Origin of the sequence: Magnetospirillum sp. ME-1 (assembly GCF_002105535.1) — a bacterium.
Classification (GTDB): Bacteria; Pseudomonadota; Alphaproteobacteria; order Rhodospirillales; family Magnetospirillaceae; genus Phaeospirillum.
Window position 1 is genome coordinate 1,081,249 of sequence record NZ_CP015848.1, and the last position, 21,464, is coordinate 1,102,712.

General features: G+C 57.4%; 17 protein-coding genes and 1 pseudogene. 11 read left to right on the top strand and 7 right to left on the bottom strand.

Features of this window, described 5'->3' with window-relative positions; all coding sequences use genetic code 11:
* Nucleotides 1–218 precede the first annotated feature (218 nt).
* Nucleotides 219–1,427: pseudogene (locus tag WV31_RS04980) on the bottom strand (transposase); the annotation flags it as partial.
* 323 nt (nt 1,428–1,750) lie between these two features.
* Here WV31_RS04980 and WV31_RS04985 point away from each other — a divergent pair.
* The 5 genes from WV31_RS04985 to WV31_RS05005 all read left to right on the top strand — a co-directional run bounded on the left by WV31_RS04985 (nt 1,751) and on the right by WV31_RS05005 (nt 10,279).
* Nucleotides 1,751–2,632 carry a hypothetical protein gene (locus WV31_RS04985; RefSeq protein ID WP_085375473.1) on the top strand — a complete coding sequence of 294 codons (882 nt, stop codon included), beginning with the start codon at nt 1,751–1,753 and terminating at the stop codon, nt 2,630–2,632.
* Complete coding sequence (locus WV31_RS04990) at nt 2,622–3,944, top strand: hypothetical protein (RefSeq protein WP_085372535.1); 1,323 nt, start codon at nt 2,622–2,624, stop codon at nt 3,942–3,944. The genes WV31_RS04985 and WV31_RS04990 overlap by 11 nt, the downstream gene beginning before the upstream one ends.
* Nucleotides 3,945–3,988: 44 nt before the next feature.
* Nucleotides 3,989–5,311: a hypothetical protein gene (locus tag WV31_RS04995; protein ID WP_145980744.1), complete on the top strand. Its 1,323-nt coding sequence runs from the start codon at nt 3,989–3,991 to the stop codon at nt 5,309–5,311.
* Between the two features lie 8 nt (nt 5,312–5,319).
* Nucleotides 5,320–8,187 (top strand): SEC-C metal-binding domain-containing protein, encoded by a 2,868-nt coding sequence (locus WV31_RS05000; protein WP_206072586.1) that lies wholly within the window; start codon nt 5,320–5,322, stop codon nt 8,185–8,187.
* A gap of 94 nt (nt 8,188–8,281) precedes the next feature.
* Nucleotides 8,282–10,279, top strand: coding sequence for an ATP-binding protein (locus tag WV31_RS05005; RefSeq protein ID WP_168185851.1), 1,998 nt, complete (start codon nt 8,282–8,284; stop codon nt 10,277–10,279).
* 170 nt (nt 10,280–10,449) lie between these two features.
* On the opposite strand, the gene WV31_RS05010 is transcribed toward WV31_RS05005, so the two are convergent.
* The 3 genes from WV31_RS05010 to WV31_RS21425 form a co-directional block, all read right to left on the bottom strand.
* Nucleotides 10,450–11,979 (bottom strand): primase-helicase family protein, encoded by a 1,530-nt coding sequence (locus WV31_RS05010; RefSeq protein ID WP_085372538.1) that lies wholly within the window; start codon nt 11,977–11,979, stop codon nt 10,450–10,452.
* On the bottom strand, nt 11,976–12,860 hold the full coding sequence (locus WV31_RS21420; RefSeq protein WP_145980745.1) for a hypothetical protein: 885 nt from the start codon (nt 12,858–12,860) through the stop codon (nt 11,976–11,978). The genes WV31_RS05010 and WV31_RS21420 overlap by 4 nt, the downstream gene beginning before the upstream one ends.
* A gap of 176 nt (nt 12,861–13,036) precedes the next feature.
* Complete coding sequence (locus WV31_RS21425) at nt 13,037–13,336, bottom strand: hypothetical protein (RefSeq protein ID WP_145980746.1); 300 nt, start codon at nt 13,334–13,336, stop codon at nt 13,037–13,039.
* Between the two features lie 387 nt (nt 13,337–13,723).
* Between WV31_RS21425 and WV31_RS21430 the strand changes: the two genes are divergently transcribed.
* The 3 genes from WV31_RS21430 to WV31_RS05025 all read left to right on the top strand — a co-directional run bounded on the left by WV31_RS21430 (nt 13,724) and on the right by WV31_RS05025 (nt 15,553).
* Nucleotides 13,724–14,053, top strand: a complete 330-nt coding sequence (locus WV31_RS21430) for a hypothetical protein (RefSeq protein ID WP_145980747.1) — start codon at nt 13,724–13,726, stop codon at nt 14,051–14,053.
* A gap of 16 nt (nt 14,054–14,069) precedes the next feature.
* On the top strand, nt 14,070–14,753 hold the full coding sequence (locus tag WV31_RS21435) for a hypothetical protein (protein WP_145980748.1): 684 nt from the start codon (nt 14,070–14,072) through the stop codon (nt 14,751–14,753).
* A 320-nt stretch (nt 14,754–15,073) separates the two neighbouring features.
* Nucleotides 15,074–15,553 (top strand): MucR family transcriptional regulator, encoded by a 480-nt coding sequence (locus tag WV31_RS05025; RefSeq protein ID WP_085372541.1) that lies wholly within the window; start codon nt 15,074–15,076, stop codon nt 15,551–15,553.
* Here WV31_RS05025 and WV31_RS05030 read toward each other — a convergent pair whose 3' ends face one another.
* The 3 genes from WV31_RS05030 to WV31_RS21440 form a co-directional block, all read right to left on the bottom strand.
* Nucleotides 15,554–15,919: an HVO_A0114 family putative DNA-binding protein gene (locus WV31_RS05030; RefSeq protein ID WP_085372542.1), complete on the bottom strand. Its 366-nt coding sequence runs from the start codon at nt 15,917–15,919 to the stop codon at nt 15,554–15,556.
* The gene (locus WV31_RS05035; RefSeq protein ID WP_085372543.1) at nt 15,912–16,277 is read right to left on the bottom strand and encodes a toxin-antitoxin system TumE family protein; all 366 of its coding nucleotides are present in this window, start codon (nt 16,275–16,277) and stop codon (nt 15,912–15,914) included. The genes WV31_RS05030 and WV31_RS05035 overlap by 8 nt, the downstream gene beginning before the upstream one ends.
* Before the next feature lie 133 nt (nt 16,278–16,410).
* Nucleotides 16,411–17,865: a hypothetical protein gene (locus tag WV31_RS21440; protein WP_145980749.1), complete on the bottom strand. Its 1,455-nt coding sequence runs from the start codon at nt 17,863–17,865 to the stop codon at nt 16,411–16,413.
* A gap of 303 nt (nt 17,866–18,168) precedes the next feature.
* Here WV31_RS21440 and WV31_RS05050 point away from each other — a divergent pair, with 303 nt between their 5' ends.
* The 3 genes from WV31_RS05050 to WV31_RS05060 all read left to right on the top strand — a co-directional run bounded on the left by WV31_RS05050 (nt 18,169) and on the right by WV31_RS05060 (nt 20,984).
* Complete coding sequence (locus WV31_RS05050; protein ID WP_145980750.1) at nt 18,169–19,719, top strand: DUF6538 domain-containing protein; 1,551 nt, start codon at nt 18,169–18,171, stop codon at nt 19,717–19,719.
* A 186-nt stretch (nt 19,720–19,905) separates the two neighbouring features.
* Nucleotides 19,906–20,301: a hypothetical protein gene (locus tag WV31_RS05055; protein WP_085372547.1), complete on the top strand. Its 396-nt coding sequence runs from the start codon at nt 19,906–19,908 to the stop codon at nt 20,299–20,301.
* A complete protein-coding gene (locus tag WV31_RS05060; protein WP_085372548.1) occupies nt 20,301–20,984 on the top strand; it encodes a hypothetical protein in 684 nt (227 codons plus the stop codon). Before WV31_RS05055 ends, WV31_RS05060 begins: the two co-directional genes overlap by 1 nt.
* Nucleotides 20,985–21,464: the final 480 nt, after the last annotated feature.

The following is a 21,464-nucleotide window of genomic DNA, read 5'->3' on the forward strand; positions in this document are numbered from 1 at the left end:
GACATTAGCATGATTTGATGAACGGTTTTCTGGGGAAATGTAAATGCAAATATTGAGGCGCGTGTGGCGAGATGGTTTTTGCCTGCAACGTTAGGTCATCGTCGCCATTGCCGTTTGGAATGACCGCTTAGGGTCGATTCTGTTGAAAAACCCGCTGGTTGGGGCGGGGTGAGTTGGCCAGATGAATGACGCTGAAGTGAAGACGAACGCCCCCCCGATCAAATCGCTGGTGCTGGCTGCGGCATCGGGATGAGCTTTGCGAGTTTCCTGAGGTTCTGGGCGGTGGCGGCGAGGAGGAATTCGTCCTTGGCCCCGCACGGCCCCCGCAACCGTAATCGATCAAGTTTGAGGATGCGTTTGAGGTGAGCGAACAGCATCTCGACCTTCTTCCGCAGGCAGCGTGATTCGGCATAGGCCTCAGTCTTGGCGATGTCGCGAGCCAGATCGCGGGCCCCCTCATGGACGCTGCGGGGCACGTAGCGTGAGGGCATGTTTGGGCAACAACGGGGTTTCATCGGGCAAGCGTCACAGTCGCGTTTGCTGGCTCGGTACTTCATCGTATTGGCCTTCGTCACCCCGGAGCGCGGCGTCGTGAACGAGCGATGGAACTTTCGGAGTTCCTTTCCGGCCGGGCAGGTGTAGGTATCGCTTTCCCGGTCATAGGCGAAGTCGGCCCGCGAGAAGGTCCCGTCTTTGCGGTCGGACCTGTCGAAGACGGGGATATGCGGCTCGATTCCCCGGTCATGCACCAGCCATTGGAGCGTTTCCGCCGAGCCGTAGGCCGTGTCGGCGGCCAAGCGTTCCGGGTAGAGATCAAACCGTTCGTCGGCCCGCTCGATCATGGTCTTGGCCGCCGACACCTCGGCCTGCCGCACCGCCGTCGAGGCCTCGACATCGACGATGACCGCATGGTCGAGATCAATCAGGTAGTTGGTGGAGTAGGCAAAGAAGGCTTGCCCTCCATGGGCGGCGGTCCAGCGCGCCGCCGGGTCCGCCGGTGAGACAAACTTCGGCGTCACCTCACTGGCGGCACCGAAAGCGGCATCGTCGAGCACAGAAAGATATTCATCAATGGCGCGGCTGGTCGCTTCGGGCGGCAGCCCTCGTGATCCTTCGACACCCTTCTGTCGGCTGGCGTCGGCCTTGATCAAGCTGGCATCGACCGCGAAAGCCTCGCCGCCAACCAGTCCCTCCTCCATGCAGCGCTGGACGCTTTGCTCGAAGAGATGACGCAACAGATCGCTGTCGCGGAAACGTCCGTGGCGGTTCTTCGAGAAGGTCGAATGGTCGGGCACCTGTCCTTCAAGGCCGAGCCGACAGAACCAACGATACGCCAGGTTGAGATGGACCTCCTCGCACAGCCGCCGCTCTGACCGAATGCCCTGGCAATAGCCGACGATCAACATCCGGACCATCAATTCTGGCTCATCCCGATGCCGCAGCCAGCACCAGCGATTTGATCGGGGGGGCGTTCGTCTTCACTTCAGCGTCATTCATCTGGCCAACTCACCCCGCCCCAACCAGCGGGTTTTTCAACAGAATCGGCCGGAAGGCGACGGTCAGCTACGGAAAACGGGGCAACCCACTCGTGACATATTCTCAACGCCTACGTGACGTAAAAGTTGCCAGAGCATGTCAGCATGGTCGAAGATGGGTTGCTGCGCGAAGATGCCGAGTCGTTCGAGGCACTGATGTACAGATACAGCGGAGCCGGCAAACCACGCGGCAAAGGGATGATGTGGGGGAAACGGTGTCTACCTATTTTACGGATCGTGAATACGGAACACGGCCCCAAACAATCGATGTCATCGATGAGCGCTTATGGGCTGGCCTCTACAGCTTGATCCAGACGGGAATTGGCAACGGCTCATTTGGTCTGCGCTTTCCCAAACAGTGCCCCGACGGAAACGGTCCGTGTGGATGTGACGAGCAGGCCTTCCACCAGGTGCTAAGCGCCGAGGTGCCGTGGATCGAATGGCCGCTTTCTCCAAACGAAGTGCCCGACACGCCGGTGATTTTCGATTTGCTCGAGTTTTGTGCCAGCGCCGTGGGTGAGCCGATTCAGGGCGCTTATCATTCCTACTACCGTCACCATCACTTGAGTTGGGATCGAGACGCCGGCCTTGCGCGATTTGTGGCGAACGTGAACCTCCTGCTTCGCCGAAACGCTGTCGCCTATGAGCTAACAGGGACCGGACAGGCCCGCCGCCTTCTTCCGCAGGCGATCGCCAATACGATTGGCTGGGCCTTGTTCCACACCGGCGACGCGGAGACCGACAGGCTACTTGAAGCAGCACGACAGCGGATTCTCTCGCCAAAGCCCGACGATCGCCGCGATGCGCTGGAAAAGCTGTGGGATGCGTTTGAGCGGCTGAAAACACTGGAGCCGGGGTCCGACAAGCGCGTGCAGGCTGATGCACTGCTTGATCGTGTCGCCGCGCCGGGTTCCGGTTTTCGCCAAGCGCTCGGGCGCGAAGCCGCTGAACTGACCAAAATCGGGAATAGCTTTCGCATTCGTCACTCTGAGACGACGCAGGAAGCGCTGAGCTCTCTCGATCAGGTCGACTACCTTTTCACCCGCATGTTCGCATTTGTGCGCGTGATCCTGAAGGGAACAAGCCGTGGCGGGTGACCTCTATGGGCTCGTCGCTGGCCTTCTTCAGGGGATGACCCACGCCCAGCTCAGCGAGGAGCCGCAGCGGGTCGCAGGGCTGGGCGTGCCTCACGAGGAGGGCTTGTCAAAACGGCAGCGTATCGAACAGGCGCTGGCGAACCTGAGACAGGAACAATTGGCGCAGATTGCGTTGAAGTTTGGCGCGGATCGTCGCGACATCCCCCTCGATGAAGCGGGGCGAAAGGTTCTTGAAGCAAACGACCCACCATTGAGCCACATCACACGGCGAGACGTCGCACGCGTCTTCGGAGATGATCTCGCCGGCGAGCGCGGTACGGTGGAAATCGTCGGACGCTATTTCGTCCTTTCCACACCGTTTGAAGATTTCCTCGGAAGCCGCGGACAAAGCCTGCGTGACCAAGTCGAACGGCACATGGATCGGAATCCGGGTGACTGGTCGGTGGAACAGCTATTCGGTGAAATCGGCGCCTTTGACTGCTCCAACGCCAGGTTCGGCGCATTGCTCGAAGATGCCGTTCATCCACTTTCCCGGTCTGGAGACGATCAGACGGGGATGGTCACCGCCCTGAACAAGATTCTCGCACGCGACGGATACGAACTCGTGCAGGAAGGCGAGCTCTCCGGTCATCCTATCTTTGGCTTCCGGTCTGTCGTGCGTGGTGTCGGCGGTCGACCCAAGAATTTGATCTTTGCCTCGCGAGGACCGAAGCCGGAGATCGGCTTCGCCGACGCGATCAACAACGACATCGTCATTCTGTCTGGCGAAGAGAGTTGCCTGGTCTACGACCGGCCAATCAACGCGAGCGGTCTTCTGTGGTCGGAACTCGTTTCGTGGTGGGGCGAGGTTACACCGGGGGCTGATGCCGCAAAACTCGGAGCTCGCCTCAAGGAATCCCTGGCCTCGGACGCAGAACGCAAGTTTTTCGCGACCTACTTTAAGGCCTATCGGTCCACCCTCGGCGAGGCGTTGCCCGCGCTCCTGCCGCAGGTCTACCTTCACTATGATCCTGCCGTCGTTAAAACCCTGCGCCACCGGCTTCCGCTACCGCGTCAACGCATGGACTTCCTGATGCTGCTTCGCAATCGGCAGCGCATCGTGATCGAGGTCGACGGCAAGCATCACTTCTCGGAAAACGACCTTCCGTCATTGAAGGTCTATGCAGACATGGTGTCGGCCGACCGCGAGCTGCGCCTTGCCGGATACGAGGTCTATCGGTTCGGCGCAAATGAACTGGTCGGTGACGGCGCCGAGGCGAGGATCACGGAGTTCTTCGACAAACTTTTTCGTCTGCATCGCATTCGGGAATAGACTTGCTCGCTGATGCACCACAATGCAAGGAGATATTTAGGGGGGTGCAATTGACAACGACGATATTCTGGTCTTGGCAAAGTGATCGCGACCCGAAGTTGCACCACTATTTTGTGCGCGACGCGCTGAAGGATGCCTGTAAGCTCATCGCCATCGATCCTGACTATCAGGAAGCGGGGCGACCCGAGGTCGATCACGACACCAAGAATGTCGCTGGAACCCCGGACATCACGAAGACGATCCTGGAGAAGATCGCCAGAGCGAATGTGTTTGTCGCGGATATGACCCCGGTCGGGGTAACCGATCCTGTAGCGCTTCAGCCGAACACTGGCGCGGATAAGCGTTCAGAGCCGAAGCATCTGCAAAACCCAAACGTCATGTCCGAACTTGGCTACGCGGAACATGCGCTAACTCAGAGCCGTATCATCCTGGTGGCGAACGGCGCGCACTATCCCGGCCCCGTGGCGCTCCCCTTTGACTGGCGTCATCGTAGCGGCGCGAAAGTCTATCATTTGAAAGACGGCGCCACGAAGGAGGAGATCAAAGCGGAGCAGAAACGTTTCGCAGAGGTTTTGAAGAGCTGCATCGCACCCATACTAGCCGAGCAGGCACCGGCAAAGACACCCCCGTCACCCATTTCCTGGCAACCGTCGGCAAGTAGCGATCCGGCAATCTGGCCGGCGGCAGAGAAGAATCTCGAATTTCGCAATGACTCCATGGAGGAGGTGACGCGGAGTGTAAGGCTGCGCGAAGGCACACGAATTTTCGTGCGCATCGCACCCAGTGAATGGTCAGAACCTGCGCGCTCTGAACTGGAGCAACGCATTTCGGGCGTTGGCCTGAACATCCGTGCGCGGGACGGTGATTGGGGCCTCAATGGCGACGGTGCGCTGTCGGTGTGGGGCCGGATCTTCGGCGAGCGTAACGAGATGGACGTGACGAGCGCGACCCAGTGGTTCAAGACAAATGGCGAACTGTGGGGCGTCAACGCCAACTGCTTTGCCGAAGAAAGCGGGGGCGGGCTTTGCTTCGCTTGCGGATTGCCGTTCGCGCCGATCGACGATTTCTTGGAGAGGGGTATCGCTGCCATCAGGGCCATGGGCGGCAAAGGGCGGATCGGGATCAAGCTCGGTGCCAATGACCTGACAGGATCGGTCCTGCCCGATTTCCAGTGTCAGAACAGGCGATTCCCGGCCGTCAGTGCGCAAGCCAGCGTGCAGGAGGAGCTGGAGACGTGGACACCCGAGGAACGCCGTGCGCTTCTGCTGCGCTTCTGGAACGAACTGATGGACTCTTACGGCCGACCGCACGCCGGCTCCATGGCTGAGTTCGAACGGGAAGCTTGCCTTTCACCGCTATCGAAATAGGCTGCGGAATGACCCAGAACCACGAAGGGGAGAAACCAAATGTGCTCGATCCGCGCCAACTGGTGCGTATCGAAGCGGCCCATCGTGGTTTCCTATATCAGCACCTCTATCTCGCGAACTGCCTGCTGCGCGCGGGATCGGCGGGCGTCGATAAAATCATGGTCGAAGCTGACGAGGACGTAGAACTGCATCGGGAAGCCGACAGCGTCTATGTGCAGGTGAAGACACGCCAGGGACTCATGGAAGCTGGCGACGTCACAGGCGCGATCGAGCGCTTCGCTGTAATTCGGGCGGAGCACGCCGCCGGGGCACGAACTGGGACGGCGCGCTTCGTTATCGCCTCGAATGCGGCCCCGGCGCCGAAGCTCGCTGGAATGCTCGCATCGGCGGATTGGCCGGAGGATGTGGAGGTCCATTGGCCAGGCGGCCCAGCGGTTGCTGACCCGGCGCTCCCCCAGCCGCCCATCGACGTGAACGCCGCTGCGTCTGCATGCAGCACGTTGGCGGCGAAGCTGCCATTTGCAATGTTGCGGCCCGACACGCTGACCTGGAAGCTCGCAGGCGCTACGATGCTGGCAGCCTCGGGCTCACCTCCGCGAAGGGATCATGCGTTCCATCGCGATGAACTACCGGCTCTATTTGAGCAGTTGGTCGTCCAGATGCAGGACTTTCCTTCGCCGCCGGCCGTCTACAGGGCGCAGATCAACGAGCCACCGTTGTCGACCGGAGGACGGGTCAGGGTGCTTTCAGGGCTGTCGGGCGCGGGAAAGACTGCCTGGGTCGCTGAAGCCGCGACACATTTGGGGACACCAGCCGTGTACCTCGATGTTGGCGAGATGCCCGGACCGGCGCTGGCATCCGCAGTCGCGCGGGAAGTCGCCGCAAAGCTCTTCGGCCGCAGTCACGGTGTCCTGGGCGAAATTCTCCTGCCGGGTGCGTCGGGCATGGAGACGCTTGGCGCGTTGAACATCAAGCTCGGTCAGGACGGGCTGAGTGTCGATGTCGTGATCGACAATGCCCATCGCCTGACACCGGCGGACCTGAAACCGATTGTCGATTACGCGCAGAACGTCCGCTTTCTTCTGCTGTGCCAGCCTGGCATCGTGACACAGGAGATCGCGGCACTCCTCGGCGTCGAGCATGAAACGCTGGGTGGTTGGGACGAGGACACCATTGCGGCGGTGGTCGCCGAGGCCGGCTGTGTGGCCGACTATGCGGATTGCGAGCATCTGTCGCGTCTTACCGGCGGTCTGCCCTACTATGTGTTGAATGCAGCGACCGTCGCGAAGCGAGAATACGATGGGCGGATCGCAGCCATCTGCGTGGACGTCGAAGCGCAGACGAATATTGTCGCAACCGCGCAGCAGGTGATCCTTAAGCGCGCCTTCGACACGATGCCCGAACCAATGAAGGAGGTAGTAGCCGCACTCAGCCTCGCCGATGTCCCCCTCTCGCGAGACGAAGCCAGCGCATACCTTCAGAAAGCCTGCAAGCTCACGCGCCAGAGCGCCATCAGCTCGCTACGGCAGCTTCCGGATAGCGGAGCGGTCGAGCTCTTCAGCAATGCCGGGATCAAGGTCCACGACGCGATGCGGCTACTCGGTCGCGCATACATCGCCGGTTGCGGCGCGGACCATGAACGCGAAAGCCGGAAGCTCCTCTCAGCCACCATCATCGAGTCGATCCAAAAGGATTGGAGCATTGCGAAGCTTGCTCTGCTGGTGAGGCTGTTCGGCCAACTCGGTCAGGCAAAAATCTTGGTTGAGTTCGCGACCGACGAGTTGTTCCACGAAATGGGCGTTTGGCGCGAGATCGAGCCCTTTCTGATCGCGATCTCCGAGGATGCGGAGGAAGATGCCGAGACGCGCCTATGGGCTCTCGACGGGCTGGTGTTCAACGATCTGCGCGAAGGCGATGTCGAGCGCGGGCTGGAGCGTATCGACGCGATGCGCGCGTTGCTGGACAACAACGAGCTCGGGCCAGATGAGTGGTTGGCCTGGGCAATGAAGCGCATGCTGGCGGTGTCTGGCAACGACGATGCCCAGGGCGTTATGGATATGCTTGCCGAGGTCGAGGAGCGTCTTCCGGAAAGCGACCAGCATCATCGCATCTTCCGCTACAACCGAGCCCTGGCAATGTTCAAGCTAGGGGCCTACGATCTCACGCTTCAGGAAACGGAACGGCTTGGGCAAGAGTATTACGACCTCCTGGGCCTATCGCCTGAGCAGGTCATTGGCAGAAACCCGCCAGCCATCCGCCCGCTGCTGCCCAAGGGGCGAGATAACAGAGATGACCTGAAACATCTCGCTGACACGTTGGACCTCCACGCACAGGCACTACAGCGATCCGGCGGATCATCACCGTTCGCTCGCATTCACGCGATGAAGTTCTACGAACTTGCCCACGCCCCCCAGTCTATCATACGGGTGGGCCAGGATCTCGTGGACGACTTCTGCGTCCACAATGATTTTGAAGGAGCGCGGGACGTCATCGAGAAAATTCTTCTGCCGACCGTCCAGGCATTGAGCCTAGTTTCCTGGGTGGTGCCGGTTCGCAGCCAATATGCTGTTGTCCTCGCTTATTTGGGGAGGTTCAATGCCGCCGAAAACGAGATGCAGCGGCTCACCCCGTATGAGGCGGGGCTTAGCCCCGCTGGAAAGGGCGAGTTGCAAGATCAGCGTCGCCTCATTGCAAGCCTTCGACGGTCTGGCCCTCCACCGCAGAGAGAGGTCGTCATTCCTGCTGCAGTGCACGAGCTTCTCGCAGCCCGCAATGGATCGGCGGCGCATTCACAACCGCGCCGTTCTAAGATCGGCCGGAACGAGCGGTGCCCGTGCCAATCAGGCCGGAAATACAAACATTGTCATGGTCGATGAATGGCTGCCGACACCAATCACACCAACCTCGCTTTGAGATTGAAAAGATTAGCCCATCGTGAAAAAAATAGGATGCATCGCGTCGGGGGCCGGCTTGCAGCAGATCGAAGTCAAAGTTGAAAATGACCATATCCAGCGGATCACGACGGCACGGCCATTACTGGCAATCTCGGAACTGATCTGGAACGCCTATGATGCAGACGCTACCGAAGTGCGCGTTCAGCTCGAGGAAGGGCAGCTCACCCAGCTTGGCACCATCCGGGTAATCGACAATGGCACTGGCATCCCCCTCGTTACCGTGGAGGCGTTGTTTCAGAAACTAGGCGGTTCCTGGAAGAAACTGGCGACGAAGACCAGCCGCGGGCGCCCCATCCATGGGGAAAAAGGGCAGGGTCGATTTAAGGCGTTCGCCTTGGGCGAGACCGTTGCCTGGACCTCGAGCAATGGCGGTCAGAAATTCACGATCTTCGGGCGAAAAACCGATCTTAAGCGCTTCCAGCTGAGCGAGCCCATCATCGCGACCTCCAGCCAGGGATGCATGGTCGAGATCCGGGACGTGGTGAATGATTTCGAAATTTGGGCCAGCAACGGTTTTGCCGACCGCGTCCGGGACGTTTTCGCGCTCCAGCTCTATGACGATCCGAACTTCCGCATCGTTTATGACGGCGTCGAGGTCGATGCACGCGAAGCCATCGAGGCAGTCACCCCTTATCCGATCAGCGTAAGCCAGCCGGGCGGCGACACTTATGAGGCGACACTCGAGATCGTTGAATGGAAAAAGCCTGTCGATCGCAGGCTCATGCTTTGTCTGCCAGGACGGTTTAGCTTCTACGAGATGGCGCCGGGCATACAGGCGCGGGGATTCGAGTTCACCGCCTATTTGACCGCAGAGCATTTCCAGGCTCTTGCCGACGACAATACCGAAGGGCTGGTTGAGCTGGACGTCGGGTCCAACCTGCTCATCGACGCGGCCAAGGCACGACTGCGCGAACATTTCAGGAGCAGGGAGGCCGAGCGCTCCAGGGACAAGATCCAGGAGTGGGTCGAGAACAAGATTTACCCCTATGAGGGCGCAGCGGCGGATCCGATCGAGGTCAATGAGCGGCAACTCTTTGACGTGGTCGCGTTAAATCTAGCCGATTACAGTGCAGAATTCGAAAAGTCGCCGCCCAAGCAAAAGAAGCTCGTTCTCCAACTGATCAAGGCAGCGATCGAGACAGGCGCCGGCAACCTGTTGTCCATCCTGGAACAGGTGATCGATCTGCCTAAGGCGCGGCAGGACGAACTGGCTGATTTGCTGCGCAAGACATCGCTGACTGCGGTGATCAACGCAGCAAAGGCCGTCACGGACCGACTGGAGTTTCTGCGGGCGCTGCAGCTTCTGGTGTTCGCCCCCCAGTCAAAGCGGCAGCTTCTCGAACGATCGCAGTTGCACCGCATTATTGCGCAGGAGACCTGGGTCTTCGGTGAACAGTATAATCTAATGAACGACGACGAGGATCTGACATCGGTCCTGCGGAGTCATCTCGGTCTGCTCGGTGACGACCGCGCGGATCCTGCCCCGTCCGCGCCTGTCTTGGACGCCGATGGCAAGGCCGCAATCGTCGATCTGATGCTGTCCTGCCGGGTACCCACCCCTACAGATGACGAGCGCAAGCATCTGGTCGTCGAGTTGAAGCGCCCGTCCCAGCCGTTGAACGAGGATGTGCTGGGGCAGATCAAGAAGTACGCAAAGACCGTCGCGCTCGATGAGCGGTTCAAGCACAGCAAGGTTGAGTGGGATTTCGTCGCAGTATCGAACAGGTTCACGTCGGATGCCGAGCTAGAGGCCCGGCAAGCCGGAAAGCCGCGCGGACTGATCCTGGAACTGGAGGATCCGATCAGGGTACGCGTCTGGGCTAAGACCTGGGGCGAAATCATCCAAGAGGCCGAGGGCCGACTTACCTTCTACAAGCGCCGCCTGGAATATCAGGCGAACGACGATGAGGCGCTTAGGTATCTCCGCGCCATCGATGCGGCTTATCTGAGCGACGAGGTCAAAGCCCGCATTGCCCAGCTGGAGGTGGCTGGCGACGCGCCCGTCGAGGCATAGTGTTCGCGGCGCGAACAAGCGACGGCTTTTAAGATCGGACAGAGCCTGTTTGAACGGCTTAGTTGGGCGCAAACCCGCCGTGCCATGGCCATGGATGGTTATCTCTGGGCGGGACACCGGCATCCCATTTAGTTGGTGCGGAGCATCCAGTTTGATGCCCCGCCACCACATCAGCTAACCACGGATAGGCCCCGATTTTTGAATCGCTTGAGCATGTCCTCAACCGGTTCTGGATCATGACTGATGGCATCTTCTTCAGCCCGCCATGAACCGCAACTAACCCATTTTTCGACGACATTCACCCGTTCGCAGCTGGTCGCATTCCCTCGGACCCAGGCGCTGGTCGAAGAGATCGTCCGATCCCCGCCGATGTTGGTCAGGTTGACCTTCCGGATCTCCGGACCCACGCCGAACTCGGGATGCTTTCCGAGCCAAGAACTGACGCATGCCCGCAAATCGTTGACATTTGGAACCCGCGAGTTTGGGAAGAACTGCTTGGTGAAGATGCTCACCATCTCGTGCAATTTGGGGGCTGACACATAGGTAAAGTCTTCATCGCCGAAAACCTCATGGGCCACCATTTCCCAGGCTGGCCGTTGGTTGCTGGCCAATTCATTGAAATCTTCACCATGATAGGCGCTCGGAGCACCCTTATCCTTGTGTCGGACAAGAATGTTGTGCAGCCAGCGCCCAACCTCGCGGGCGTCTCGAGTGACCCAGATGTTTTCTGAGATCCACAACTTTGCCTCGTCGATGGTGATACCTCGCAAGTCGGCAATAACCTCTGGCATCGGTCTCGAAGCTTTAATTACTGACCATCTGCGGTCGCTGTTATCATGGCCAACTCGAATGACACCTCGCACATCATTTCCGCCAATCAAGTATAGTGCAGTGTTTTCAACTTGATATGGACGCTGAAACTTTTCATTAATAATGATGTATCGATTTCCGACAAGCCGCTTCATCTTTTCCATATCCAACTTATCATTCTGACTTTCGTCAATAAATACAATTGTTTTACCAGCCACCACGCCGTTAAACGAACCAGATACATTGTCCGTGCTGACCGCAGCCACTTGGTGTCGCCCGAAAATTGTACAAAGGACGTTGTCGACGAGGACATTCTTGCCAATCCCACCCTGCGGATAGAACACCAAGCAGGGGATCGTGAAATTCTCCGGCTGAAGATATTTGCGGCTGATCACATGTTCGATGTGATCCCGCGCCTCCTCCTTTTCACCGGCAAGCGTCCAAGTGAGGTAGTCGAAGAATGGATGGACATCCTCAACATTGGGCTGAACCCAATCGCGCCGGTCGATGAGATTGAGGTGCTGCTCCGGCGCTTGATCGAAGGTGGCGGTGATATCGCGGTAAATCCGGCCTTCCGTCTCCAAGATCTTGGTGAAGAGCATAAATCCCTCGCTCGATTGGAGTTCGGCGTGGCTGTTTTGCAAGGCCTGTTTATTGAGGAATCCCCACCCTGCTGGGCTTCGTTCGACGTAGCTGCCTTGCCCTCGGATAAAGCGATAGTCCTGCCGCTCGATAATCTCTTTGATCCGGCGTTCAAGGTCCTGCCGTTGCTGCTCGCGTAGCGCGGCAGCAGCCTGCTTATCCGCCTGGGCCGCAGTCTTCCTGGCCACCTTCAATTGTTCAGCCTGGGTCGTAAGGTCTTGGATTTTGGCGTCAATGGAGGTGCTCATGCCACACCTCCCACGAACTTGCCGTTGGCGACATTGATCAGAAAGCCGAGCGAGATTTGCTTGCCGTGCTGCGCCTGCCGGAGGCAGTGCCGCCACTTGGCATCGCAGTCACTGGCCGACTTTTGTCGCATCAGGCCCCCGAGGGTGACGGATCGGAAATCATCAAGGGTGAATCCGTTGGTGGCCATGGCAATGCCAATTCGCCACCAAAGGGGCTCCTGGCCAACATATCGGCTCTTGAGCTTGGACAGTAGCAAAGCGCGGGTTTCATCCGAAATTTCTGGATGGTCCACCACCGGGGCTGTTTTTTCCCTCTCGATGCGGGCTGCGGCGGCAGTCGCCCACCCAGACCAATCCAGAAACTGCCCCTCATTGACCCAAGACTCTGCCAGGACCACTCGTTCTGGGGGGCATGTTGGGAGGTAAAATCCGCGGGACAGATCAAGCTGTGACCGATCACCGATGCCCGCCCAAGCTTTGATCTCAGGCCGCATGTCGCGAAACACCGCTGCTGGTGCAGGCGTGTTTAATGGAAAAAATGCCCGAAATGCATCCTGGCCGCCTTTTTTGGCCGAGCGGTGGGAATAGGTTGTATAGGCCACATGCCTCCATGGTCGGAACTTGGCCTTGAAAGCGGAAATGCTGAAGCCGCCATCTATGTCCAGGGCCAACATACTGTATTCGACCACATTGGCCGCACAGCGCCGGACTGGATCTCCGCCACCTTCAACGAAGCGGGCGGGGCAGACCATCAGGGTGTCCTTGGCCTCGGTCGCGGTATGGGCGGTCAGTAATGAACAAACTGCATCCCAGTTGGCACTTTCACTAACAGAAGCAATGTTGTCTTTAGAGTTTCCAAAAAATGTTAAATGATACTTCATCGCTACACCTCATATGTTGTCCCGACAGGAGGCTTGCCTCCTCCTGCCGGGAAGTTGTCGCGAGGTGGTGGCGACGATGTGCATACTTATTTATCGATGCTGTAAACGCGCACAGACTATATTTAATCATCGCAAAATCTCCACCTCGGTTTATGTCGTCACAGGCAAGGACGACATTAGTTGTATTTATTGTTGTTAGTCGCCTGAGTGCGTCGATATTCGGTTGTCATGTATGCTGACTGATCGTGGTGAATAAATGTCGCAATCGCAGCCATAAACTGGTTCATCCAAAAGCGATTCATGCGGTTGAAGTCATATCCATGCACGCTCACCACATGATCAATGATATCACCTGACGTCTTAAGTGCGTTCGGAGGAAATCCATCTATATTTTCGTATATTGCTCGAAGATCGGCCTCCGGGAGGCCGACGCCAATGTCGTTGATTTCAAAAATTACTAATGTTTTATCATTCATGATCTCATCAATCCTTATGATTGGCCTGGCGCGGAATGCGTAGGCAACTCACAGGACGATATCTGTCACTGTGGTATTCCGTCATTATTTCGTTTTACTTCCTGTGTTATGCCCGCCTGGAAGTGTTGGTTGCCATGGAATGCAACCACGCCGAGCTATCGGCAATAATTCATCCCTCTTGTGCGGCGGCAGAACGCAGTATTCAGCCCATAATTCTGTCTTGGCGCCCTTGGCCTGGCGCAGAATCAAAAGTGAATTCTTGGGAATGCTGCGAAATCGCCGGGACGAGCGTCGAAATTTGTTGCGCCATCTTGATGGCGAAAGATATCGAAAAATCCAAAACAAGGGGCTAACGTTGCGTCATACCCAAGCAACACGGAGGTTAAAATGGGTGTGATGAATACAATAGGAAAGCACATGTCAAAATTGTGCTCAGCAAGCCACGCAATGGCGACGCTTGATCAAGACTTGTTTGTTATAAAGCCGCCGCCATTATTTGATGGTCTGGACGTTATTGTTATCCGACTTACCGATCAAGCGGCAGCTGAATTGCTTCGATCTGCTCGCAAACGCGGCGATGTCATCAGGCGTGCATCCACTGGACAGCGATGGATGGGGACGGCTGAGGATGTCTGCCTGATTAGCCCGAATCCAAAGCGGCGCAACGAGCTAATGGCAATGGCCAAAGCAACTTTTGGCCCAATGATTAAATTGTAAAAATGAGGATAATAAAGTGAGCAACATGAATGTAGTAAACTACTTAGAAAAGAGCACAAACATCATACCAACTGGCAGCGACGACAATGAGCAACAGGCAGTATATGTCAGTATTAATGAGGAGGGGGAATCTGTGTTCTGCGAGAATCACTCCCATATAGAGCGGGCTACAGATCCTAATGGATTAGATGATCTTGCGTCACGCAAAATGGAAGAGCTTGTGTGTAAGATTAATGATACATGGTCTAAAATTAAATACATAAAGGAGGGCGCTATAGACACGCGCAATGAATGTGTGGAGTGTGAAAGTGGCGGCTCTAAATCAGATCGTCGCGACGATATAGAGAGGTTGCTGGCAATAAAGCGTAGCTATGGAGTTGAGTACTCTCGCATTTTGCTTTCGATGAGAGATGCTGAGTTTCAGGATGACGTAATTGGGCACCTCCAGATTATCAATGACAAGATCATCGGCGGCATTCTTGATCTGGGCGATCTAGAAAGATTTGACTTTAGTGATGCGGAGCTTACGGCGGTAGAATTAAATTACGAGTACTGCATTGAATGTGAGGAGATACGAGACAACGCCGAATACGCTATTTATGGCAAGTATGGAGTTTTGGCTGAGATTTGTCGCGCACTTGAAAGACACAGAACAAAGTTGCGAATGCTTTTCTCTGATGCTGCAGCGAAAGTGACGTAGCTATTGGTTTCGACATAGGCGATTTTGGAGGGGAGGTCAACGTTGACCTCCGCTTCATGTTAATAAATTGGATCGCTCGATGGAAAATATCTTTTAGAAATACAGCGAAAATGCGGCTTGCGACTGTGAATATTTTCTAACAACATACTCAGGTATCAGTTTATTTCTATATAAAAGCGCTTCTACATGAAATAATTATGCTTATCTCATCATGATGTCATTTGCTTCATGACGATCAGACTGCAGATTGACCAGTCGCTGCGGCTATGTCACTGGTATCGGTAACAATTTCAGATCAAAGCCTCAAGGAGGCACAATCAATGGCTGATCAAAAGGTATCTTTTGCCGCCCGCATCGTGGCTTCGTACTTGGGTAACCACGAGATCTCCATCACCGATCTCCCCGAGCTCATCAAGGCTACCTACGCAGCCTTGGCCGGTACCGATGCTCCGCCCCCAGTCGATGCGGATCGTCCCATCCCGGCCGTGCCGATCCGGAAGTCCATCACGGCTGATGCCATCACCTGCCTGGAATGTGGGAAGCGGCAGAAGATGCTGCGCCGCCATTTATCGACCTCCCATACCTTGTCGGTCGATGAATACCGAGCCAAATGGTCTCTGCCTGCTGATTACCCTATGACTGCCCGCAACTACGCTCAAAAGCGCTCGGAGATGGCCATCAAGATTGGCCTTGGCAGGAAACCCAAGGCTGCTGCGGCAGAGGCGGTCGCGAATACGGTGGAAGAGCAGAAGCCACTGCACAGCTATCCTGCATCGAGATGGTCCAAGCCAACGGTCTGATTACCCAACGATGCTCAAGTCCATCTGAACGCCGCGTACCAGCACCTCGGGGGCAACAGAGCCACGCTTGCCTGGCACCAGCTTGACCAGGCCGTATTGGCTCATGGTTTTGAGGGTTCTGGAGAGATTGCTGGCCTTACGGCCGCTCATTACCTCCAACTCGGCCAGCGATGCCGGGTGTTGTTCATCTATGATCCGCAACAGCCTGCGATTTGGTTCCGACAACACCTTCGCCAACGACTCGAGCGATGTGAACCAAATCTTCGGTTCATCAGGCTGGCGCCGACGTTCACCACGAGCAATCTGCAAGGCGCGCTCACGAAGCTCATTGTGGGTGGCGATGCCGACTTTGGTCTTTTCAGCCATCGTGTTGCTCCTTCAGGATGCGCTCGATCTCATCAAAGAAATCGGCAATCAGCTTCTCGGCAGTCACAAACGAGTAGGGCCGACCCTCGTCGGTTTCGTCGCGGTGCCAATGGTCGAAGGCGGTCTGGCGTTCGACAAACTTGCCGCCACGATGCGCAACGCCATGGGCATTGTCGTATCCCATCAACCGGCGGCCATCACGGGAATGGAAGGTCAGAGAATACGAAACGCCGTGGGGCTTCTCGGCCGTAGCTTCAATCGCCTTGACCTTGAATCGGGCGACATAGCCGTCATCGTAGATGATCTCTTCACCGTCAAGATCCAGCAGATATGAGAGGGTCTGATCAGCATGTGGCATGCCTGCATTCATATCAGTTAGTGATATGGGTTGGCAAGTTCAAGGCTGAGAGGGAGTGACAATGGAAGGCCCATTTGGCGATAGGGCGTTTATGCTAACTCATTGAAAAGTTAGCTATAGAAGCGTAGTTCAGCTACTTATCGGATTTCATTTCTGAAGTCATGTGGCGAAGGCGCTCCCGTCGTTCTCGTTCCTGCCGACGTGCTCGTACACCCAGCGCGTGGTTGTATGTCTTGTCCAGCATGGCAATGCTGGTGCCTGCCCAGGTCGCGATTACGCCAGGATTCAGATCGCTCGTTTCAATTTCTTCTGTGATGGTTGTGTGGCGGATGCTTGTTAGGTCGAAATCATGGCCGTACACATTGTGCGTCAGGTTCGCCGAATCTAAAAGGCTATCAAAGCTTTTGGCGAATGAGCCAATCGCACTGCCATCCCTGTGCATCCATAAGGGGTCATTGGCAGTGGGCTTTCTGCCAAACTGGGCCTCGTAATACGCGGGCAACGTCTTCAGCAGGATCGTCGATATCTCCTGACGCATGTGATCGATTGGTTCCACCGTGCGCGGCTTGACCAGTGACTTCACAGCGTTGACGTGGAGCTTCACATAAATTTCCTCACCATCAGGGCCGACGTCGGGGAGGAGGGAGGAAAATTTCAATTGGTATCCCTCGGCCACACGTAAACCGTATGCCCGGAGGGTAAGGCAGCACCACCAGCAAAGTTGGCGATGGCGCCGATTATCTCCCACCAGCTTTGGAGGGTTAAGCCAGCTGGGAATAACCTCCATCAAATGCATCCAGTCAGCCTGGGTGAAGTGTGGAGTAGGGCTGGATGCTGATGAAGGCGTGTCCGTGGTCGTGGGGGCATGGTCGGGGATCGATATTACATGTCGCTGCCTACGAGCAAATTTGAATACCGCCCGCAGATAGGACCATTCTTTGCTCTTTGTCGTGCCCGCAGGAATCGATTTTTCCTTGGCGGTTATCCGTCGAACAAATGGCTCGCCATTTCGCAACGACTCTATGGCATCGATTTGGGCTCCTTGGCCACTGACCCAATAGGTGTCTCGCCAGCGTTGCCAGACAGCCAGATCGACCGTATCGATCTCATCAATTGGCTTCTTCTGGAACAGATCGTATCGGGCGACATACCGCGTGATAAAACTGCGGTGATGCTCATATTTTGTCCAACTGACCTGCCCGCGGCCTTGCAACTCCAGCAAGTCGTCAAGGTAATCCTCGGCGGCCTCGGCCAGGGTTGGTGTCCGGCGCGAGTTCAGGCGTTTGCCTTTTCCAACCTGCTCGCGATAGCGATAGAGGATGCGCTTGCCAAATTCGATGATCTCTTCAGGCGGACCGTTTCGCTTGACCATTTCGAAATCGAATTCCCTACCTGCAGTCGCGAGGTGCATAGGGCTATATCGGAATTCGGCGGCGACCAGTCCCTCTTTACGCGGCTGGCCTAAGATCTGGAGGCGAAAGTAGAACCGCCCCTTGGAGCGCGACGACGGGCGCTGGAAGAGGATGAGTTGGCCGGTTTCGTCGTGCCATTCAGTTGCATAAGCGGGCATTGGGGCGGGCTCGGTCATGGTAGGTGGGGGCAACTTGCCCCAAACTTGCCCCAAAATCTTAATCGCAGTGTCCGTGACTCGCAAGTTTTTGAGAACAAAGAGAAAATGCAAGCCGACGGCATCAAAAGCAGTTTGGGGCAAGTTGTTATATTTCAATGTGTTAGCTTGCAGAGGCGTCTGCTGAAAATCGCAGTGTCGGTGGTTCGATTCCGCCCCTGGGCACCATTTCCCCTCTAGTGGGTTGAAATGGCGTAAGTTCTTCAAAAGCAATGGCCTTTGGCTCCCCCTGTGGTACAAACAGGTGGTCCAATGGTCCTTGCTATGAGCCGTCCTTTCAAGCACCCCAAGACAGGCGTCTACTACTTCCGCAAAGCCGTGCCCGACGATCTTCGGGACGTCATCGGCAAGCGGGAGGAAAAAATCTCGCTCCGCACCAAGTCTCCTGCGGAAGCCAGGGTGGCCTATGCGCAGATCGCCGCCGAGGTGGAGAACCGCTGGAAGGCGCTGCGCTCCAAGCCCGAACCGCTAACCCATCGTCAGATCGTGGCCTTGGCAGGCGAGGCTTACCGCGAACTCGTCCATGCCGTTGGCGACGATCCCGGCGACCCCGAGATTTGGACCCATGTGCTGCGCCTTCAGTTCGAGGCCCGCGCCTTTGAGCAACAGGAAGCCTGGATGGGGCCGCATGTGGACGACCTGTTGCTGCGCAAGGGCATCAGCACCGATCCTGACAGCCGTAGACGGCTGATCGAGGAACTGGATAAGGCGCTGATCCAGGCCGCTGCGGTGCTGAAACGCAATGCGGAGGGCGATTACCGCCCAGACCCGGATGCGGAGCGGTTTCCCCAGTGGGATGCCCCTAAGCCCGTCAGCGCAGTTCCTGTCGCCTCTGCGGGCCGCTGGACGCTGACCGGGCTGGTGGAAGATTGGTGGAAGGAGGCCAGTGCCGCAGGCACCAAGCCAGCCACCTACGAAAGCTACCGCAACACCATGTCCAAGTTCGTGGCCTTCCTTGGGCACGACGATGCCAGCCGGATCACTGGCGATGACGTGGTGGGCTTCAAGGATCATCGCCTTGCCGAGGTGAACCCCAGGACCGGGAAGCCGATTTCCCCCAAGACGGTCAAGGACAGCGACCTCTCCGGCCTCAAGTCCATCTTCGGCTGGGCCGTGAGCAATCGCCGCATGACCGGCAACCCGGCCACCGGCATCACCATCAAGCTGGGCAAGAGGGCCAAGGTGCGGCCCAAGGGCTTCACCGACGAAGAGGCGTTGGCGTTGCTTGAGGCCGCTTGGACCTACAGGCCGGGACGGGAACACCCCAAGCTGGCGGCGGCCAAGAAGTGGACGCCCTGGCTCTGTGCCTACACGGGTGCCCGCATTGGTGAGATGGTGCAGCTTCGCAAGGAGGACTTGCGGCAGGTGGGTGACCTGTGGGTGCTGACCATCACCCCCGAGGCGGGGACGGTGAAGACCAACGAGGCTCGCGAGGTGGTGCTGCACAGCCACTTGGTGGACCTTGGTTTCCCCGCCTTCGTGTCCTCATGTGAAGTGGGCTACCTTTTCCTGACGCCCAAGGAGGATGGGACCACTCGCGGCCCCTGGCGAACCGCCAAGAACCGTGTGACCGAGTTCGTCCGCACCGTGGTGACCGACCCCAACGTGCAGCCCAATCACGGCTGGCGGCACCGGCTGAAGACGGTGGGCATGGAAGTGGGCATGGCTGAACGTGTTCTCCACGCCATGCAGGGGCACAGCCCGAAGACCGTAGGCGACACCTACGGCGATGTGACCATCAAGGCCCTGGCGCTGGAGGTGGCGAAGTTACCAAGGTACGAGGTGAACGCCGACACGCAGAAAGCATCCCGTTGATGTCGCTAAAAGCATTATTTATCAGCAAGTTGCCGCGCATTTGATTGCCTGTAAGTGTTCATCATGAACAGCTGTGGCAGCGTCAGAAGTCCTCGACTTCGACGACCCATTCCCCGCCATCCTTCATCCGCTGCAACGCTGCTTCCATTTTGGTGATGAGGTTGCCTCGGCTGATGGGGCAAGGCCATGAACCGCAACGAGCGGCAAGCCTGCCAGGAGGTGGTGAAGCTGGCCGAGCATGTGGAAGCAGGCGAGGTGGTCGAAACCGCCCTGGCCCTCTACCTGATGCACGAACAGGCCCCGCGCCGCTTCCTGTCGGACGATGCCTTCCGCCACCAGCTTTCCCGCCGCCTGCGCGGGCTGGCCGATGTGAACGCGGGCACTTGGTACGATCACACCACCAACAAGCTGAAGCGGGTCTACCGCGATCTGCCCGCCACCAGCGCCTTGGTCATGGGGGCGATGCTGGCCGAAACCTTCGGCGTTGCCGGTCTGCTGCTGGCCCGCCGCGAGGAAGAGGATGCCGAGAAGCGCCGCCGTGAGAACGAGGAACTGGCCCAGGCCGTGAAGGACTTGAAGTGATGAGCAACGAGATCAAGACGGTGTTGATTTCGAGTTTGGTCCAAGACAAGAGGTTCCAGGCCCGGACTTCGCTCAATGACGCCGTCGTCCAGCGTTATGCCCTCAACTACCAGAACAACGCCCCCTTTCCCCCGGTGAAGGTGGCGATGGTTAAGGGAGCCGCCGTTCTGGTGGACGGATGGCACCGCGTCGCCGCCCTGAAAAGCATCAATCGAACCACCGTCGAGGCCGAGGTCTTCAAGGCCACTCAGTCGGATGCGGTCTGGATGGCGATGATGGCGAACCTCGCTCACGGCTTACCGCTGAAGACACGAGAGCGCAATTCCGCACTACGCAAGGCCCTTACCGCTTACATCAAGGCCAAGCGCCACCGCAAAGGCAAGGAACTGACCAGCCTCAAGTCGTATCGGGAGATTGCCGACGACTTCGACGGTCAAGTTCGCCACACCACGATCCGCAACTGGATGATCGCCGATCACCCAGACATCGCCGAACTGATGGGCGACAAGGAAGGCAAGTACGGAGATGGCGGCTTGCAGCGGAACGATGAAGCCGTTGATACCTTTGCCGCCACGGCCCATGACGCCATCGAGAACGCCTTGGCCGCATTCCAGGGCGTTACCTGCCGTTCAGATACCCCTCTGCACAAGTCGGGGCGGTCTTGTGTTCGCAATCAACGATGAACTCGCACAGGTCTAACAGGGTAGTTCTCTCGACCGAAGTTGGCGATGTAGACCTTCACCGTTTCCCCTCACCATGGAAATGAAGACGGCCTCCCCCAGAGGGGGGGATAAGGCGCATCCCTGGATCGTTGATGCCCGCTCACATTTTTCAGTGATTTTTATCGGGAAGGCCACACCTTTAAGGTGCCCTTGGCGTGGTTGCCTGTGGTCCAAATTGGTGGTACAAACGCCCCAGTCGGGGAGCTGCTCTGACCGTTGATTTTGCTGACTTTTTGCCTTGCTGGAGCGCAATCCGCCCCTGGGCACCATTTAAGCCCCCGGAGCCAGACGGCTTTCGGGGGCTTTCCATTTTGGCCGGTCCGGTTCGCGTTGCCGTCCGGGCCGGGGACGTGTAGTTTGTCCCCTGGGGTGCCTGCGCGAATTCCGTGACCATGCAGGCAGGTTTCGTGTCGGTCGGGCCGCCGCACGGGAGCCGTCACG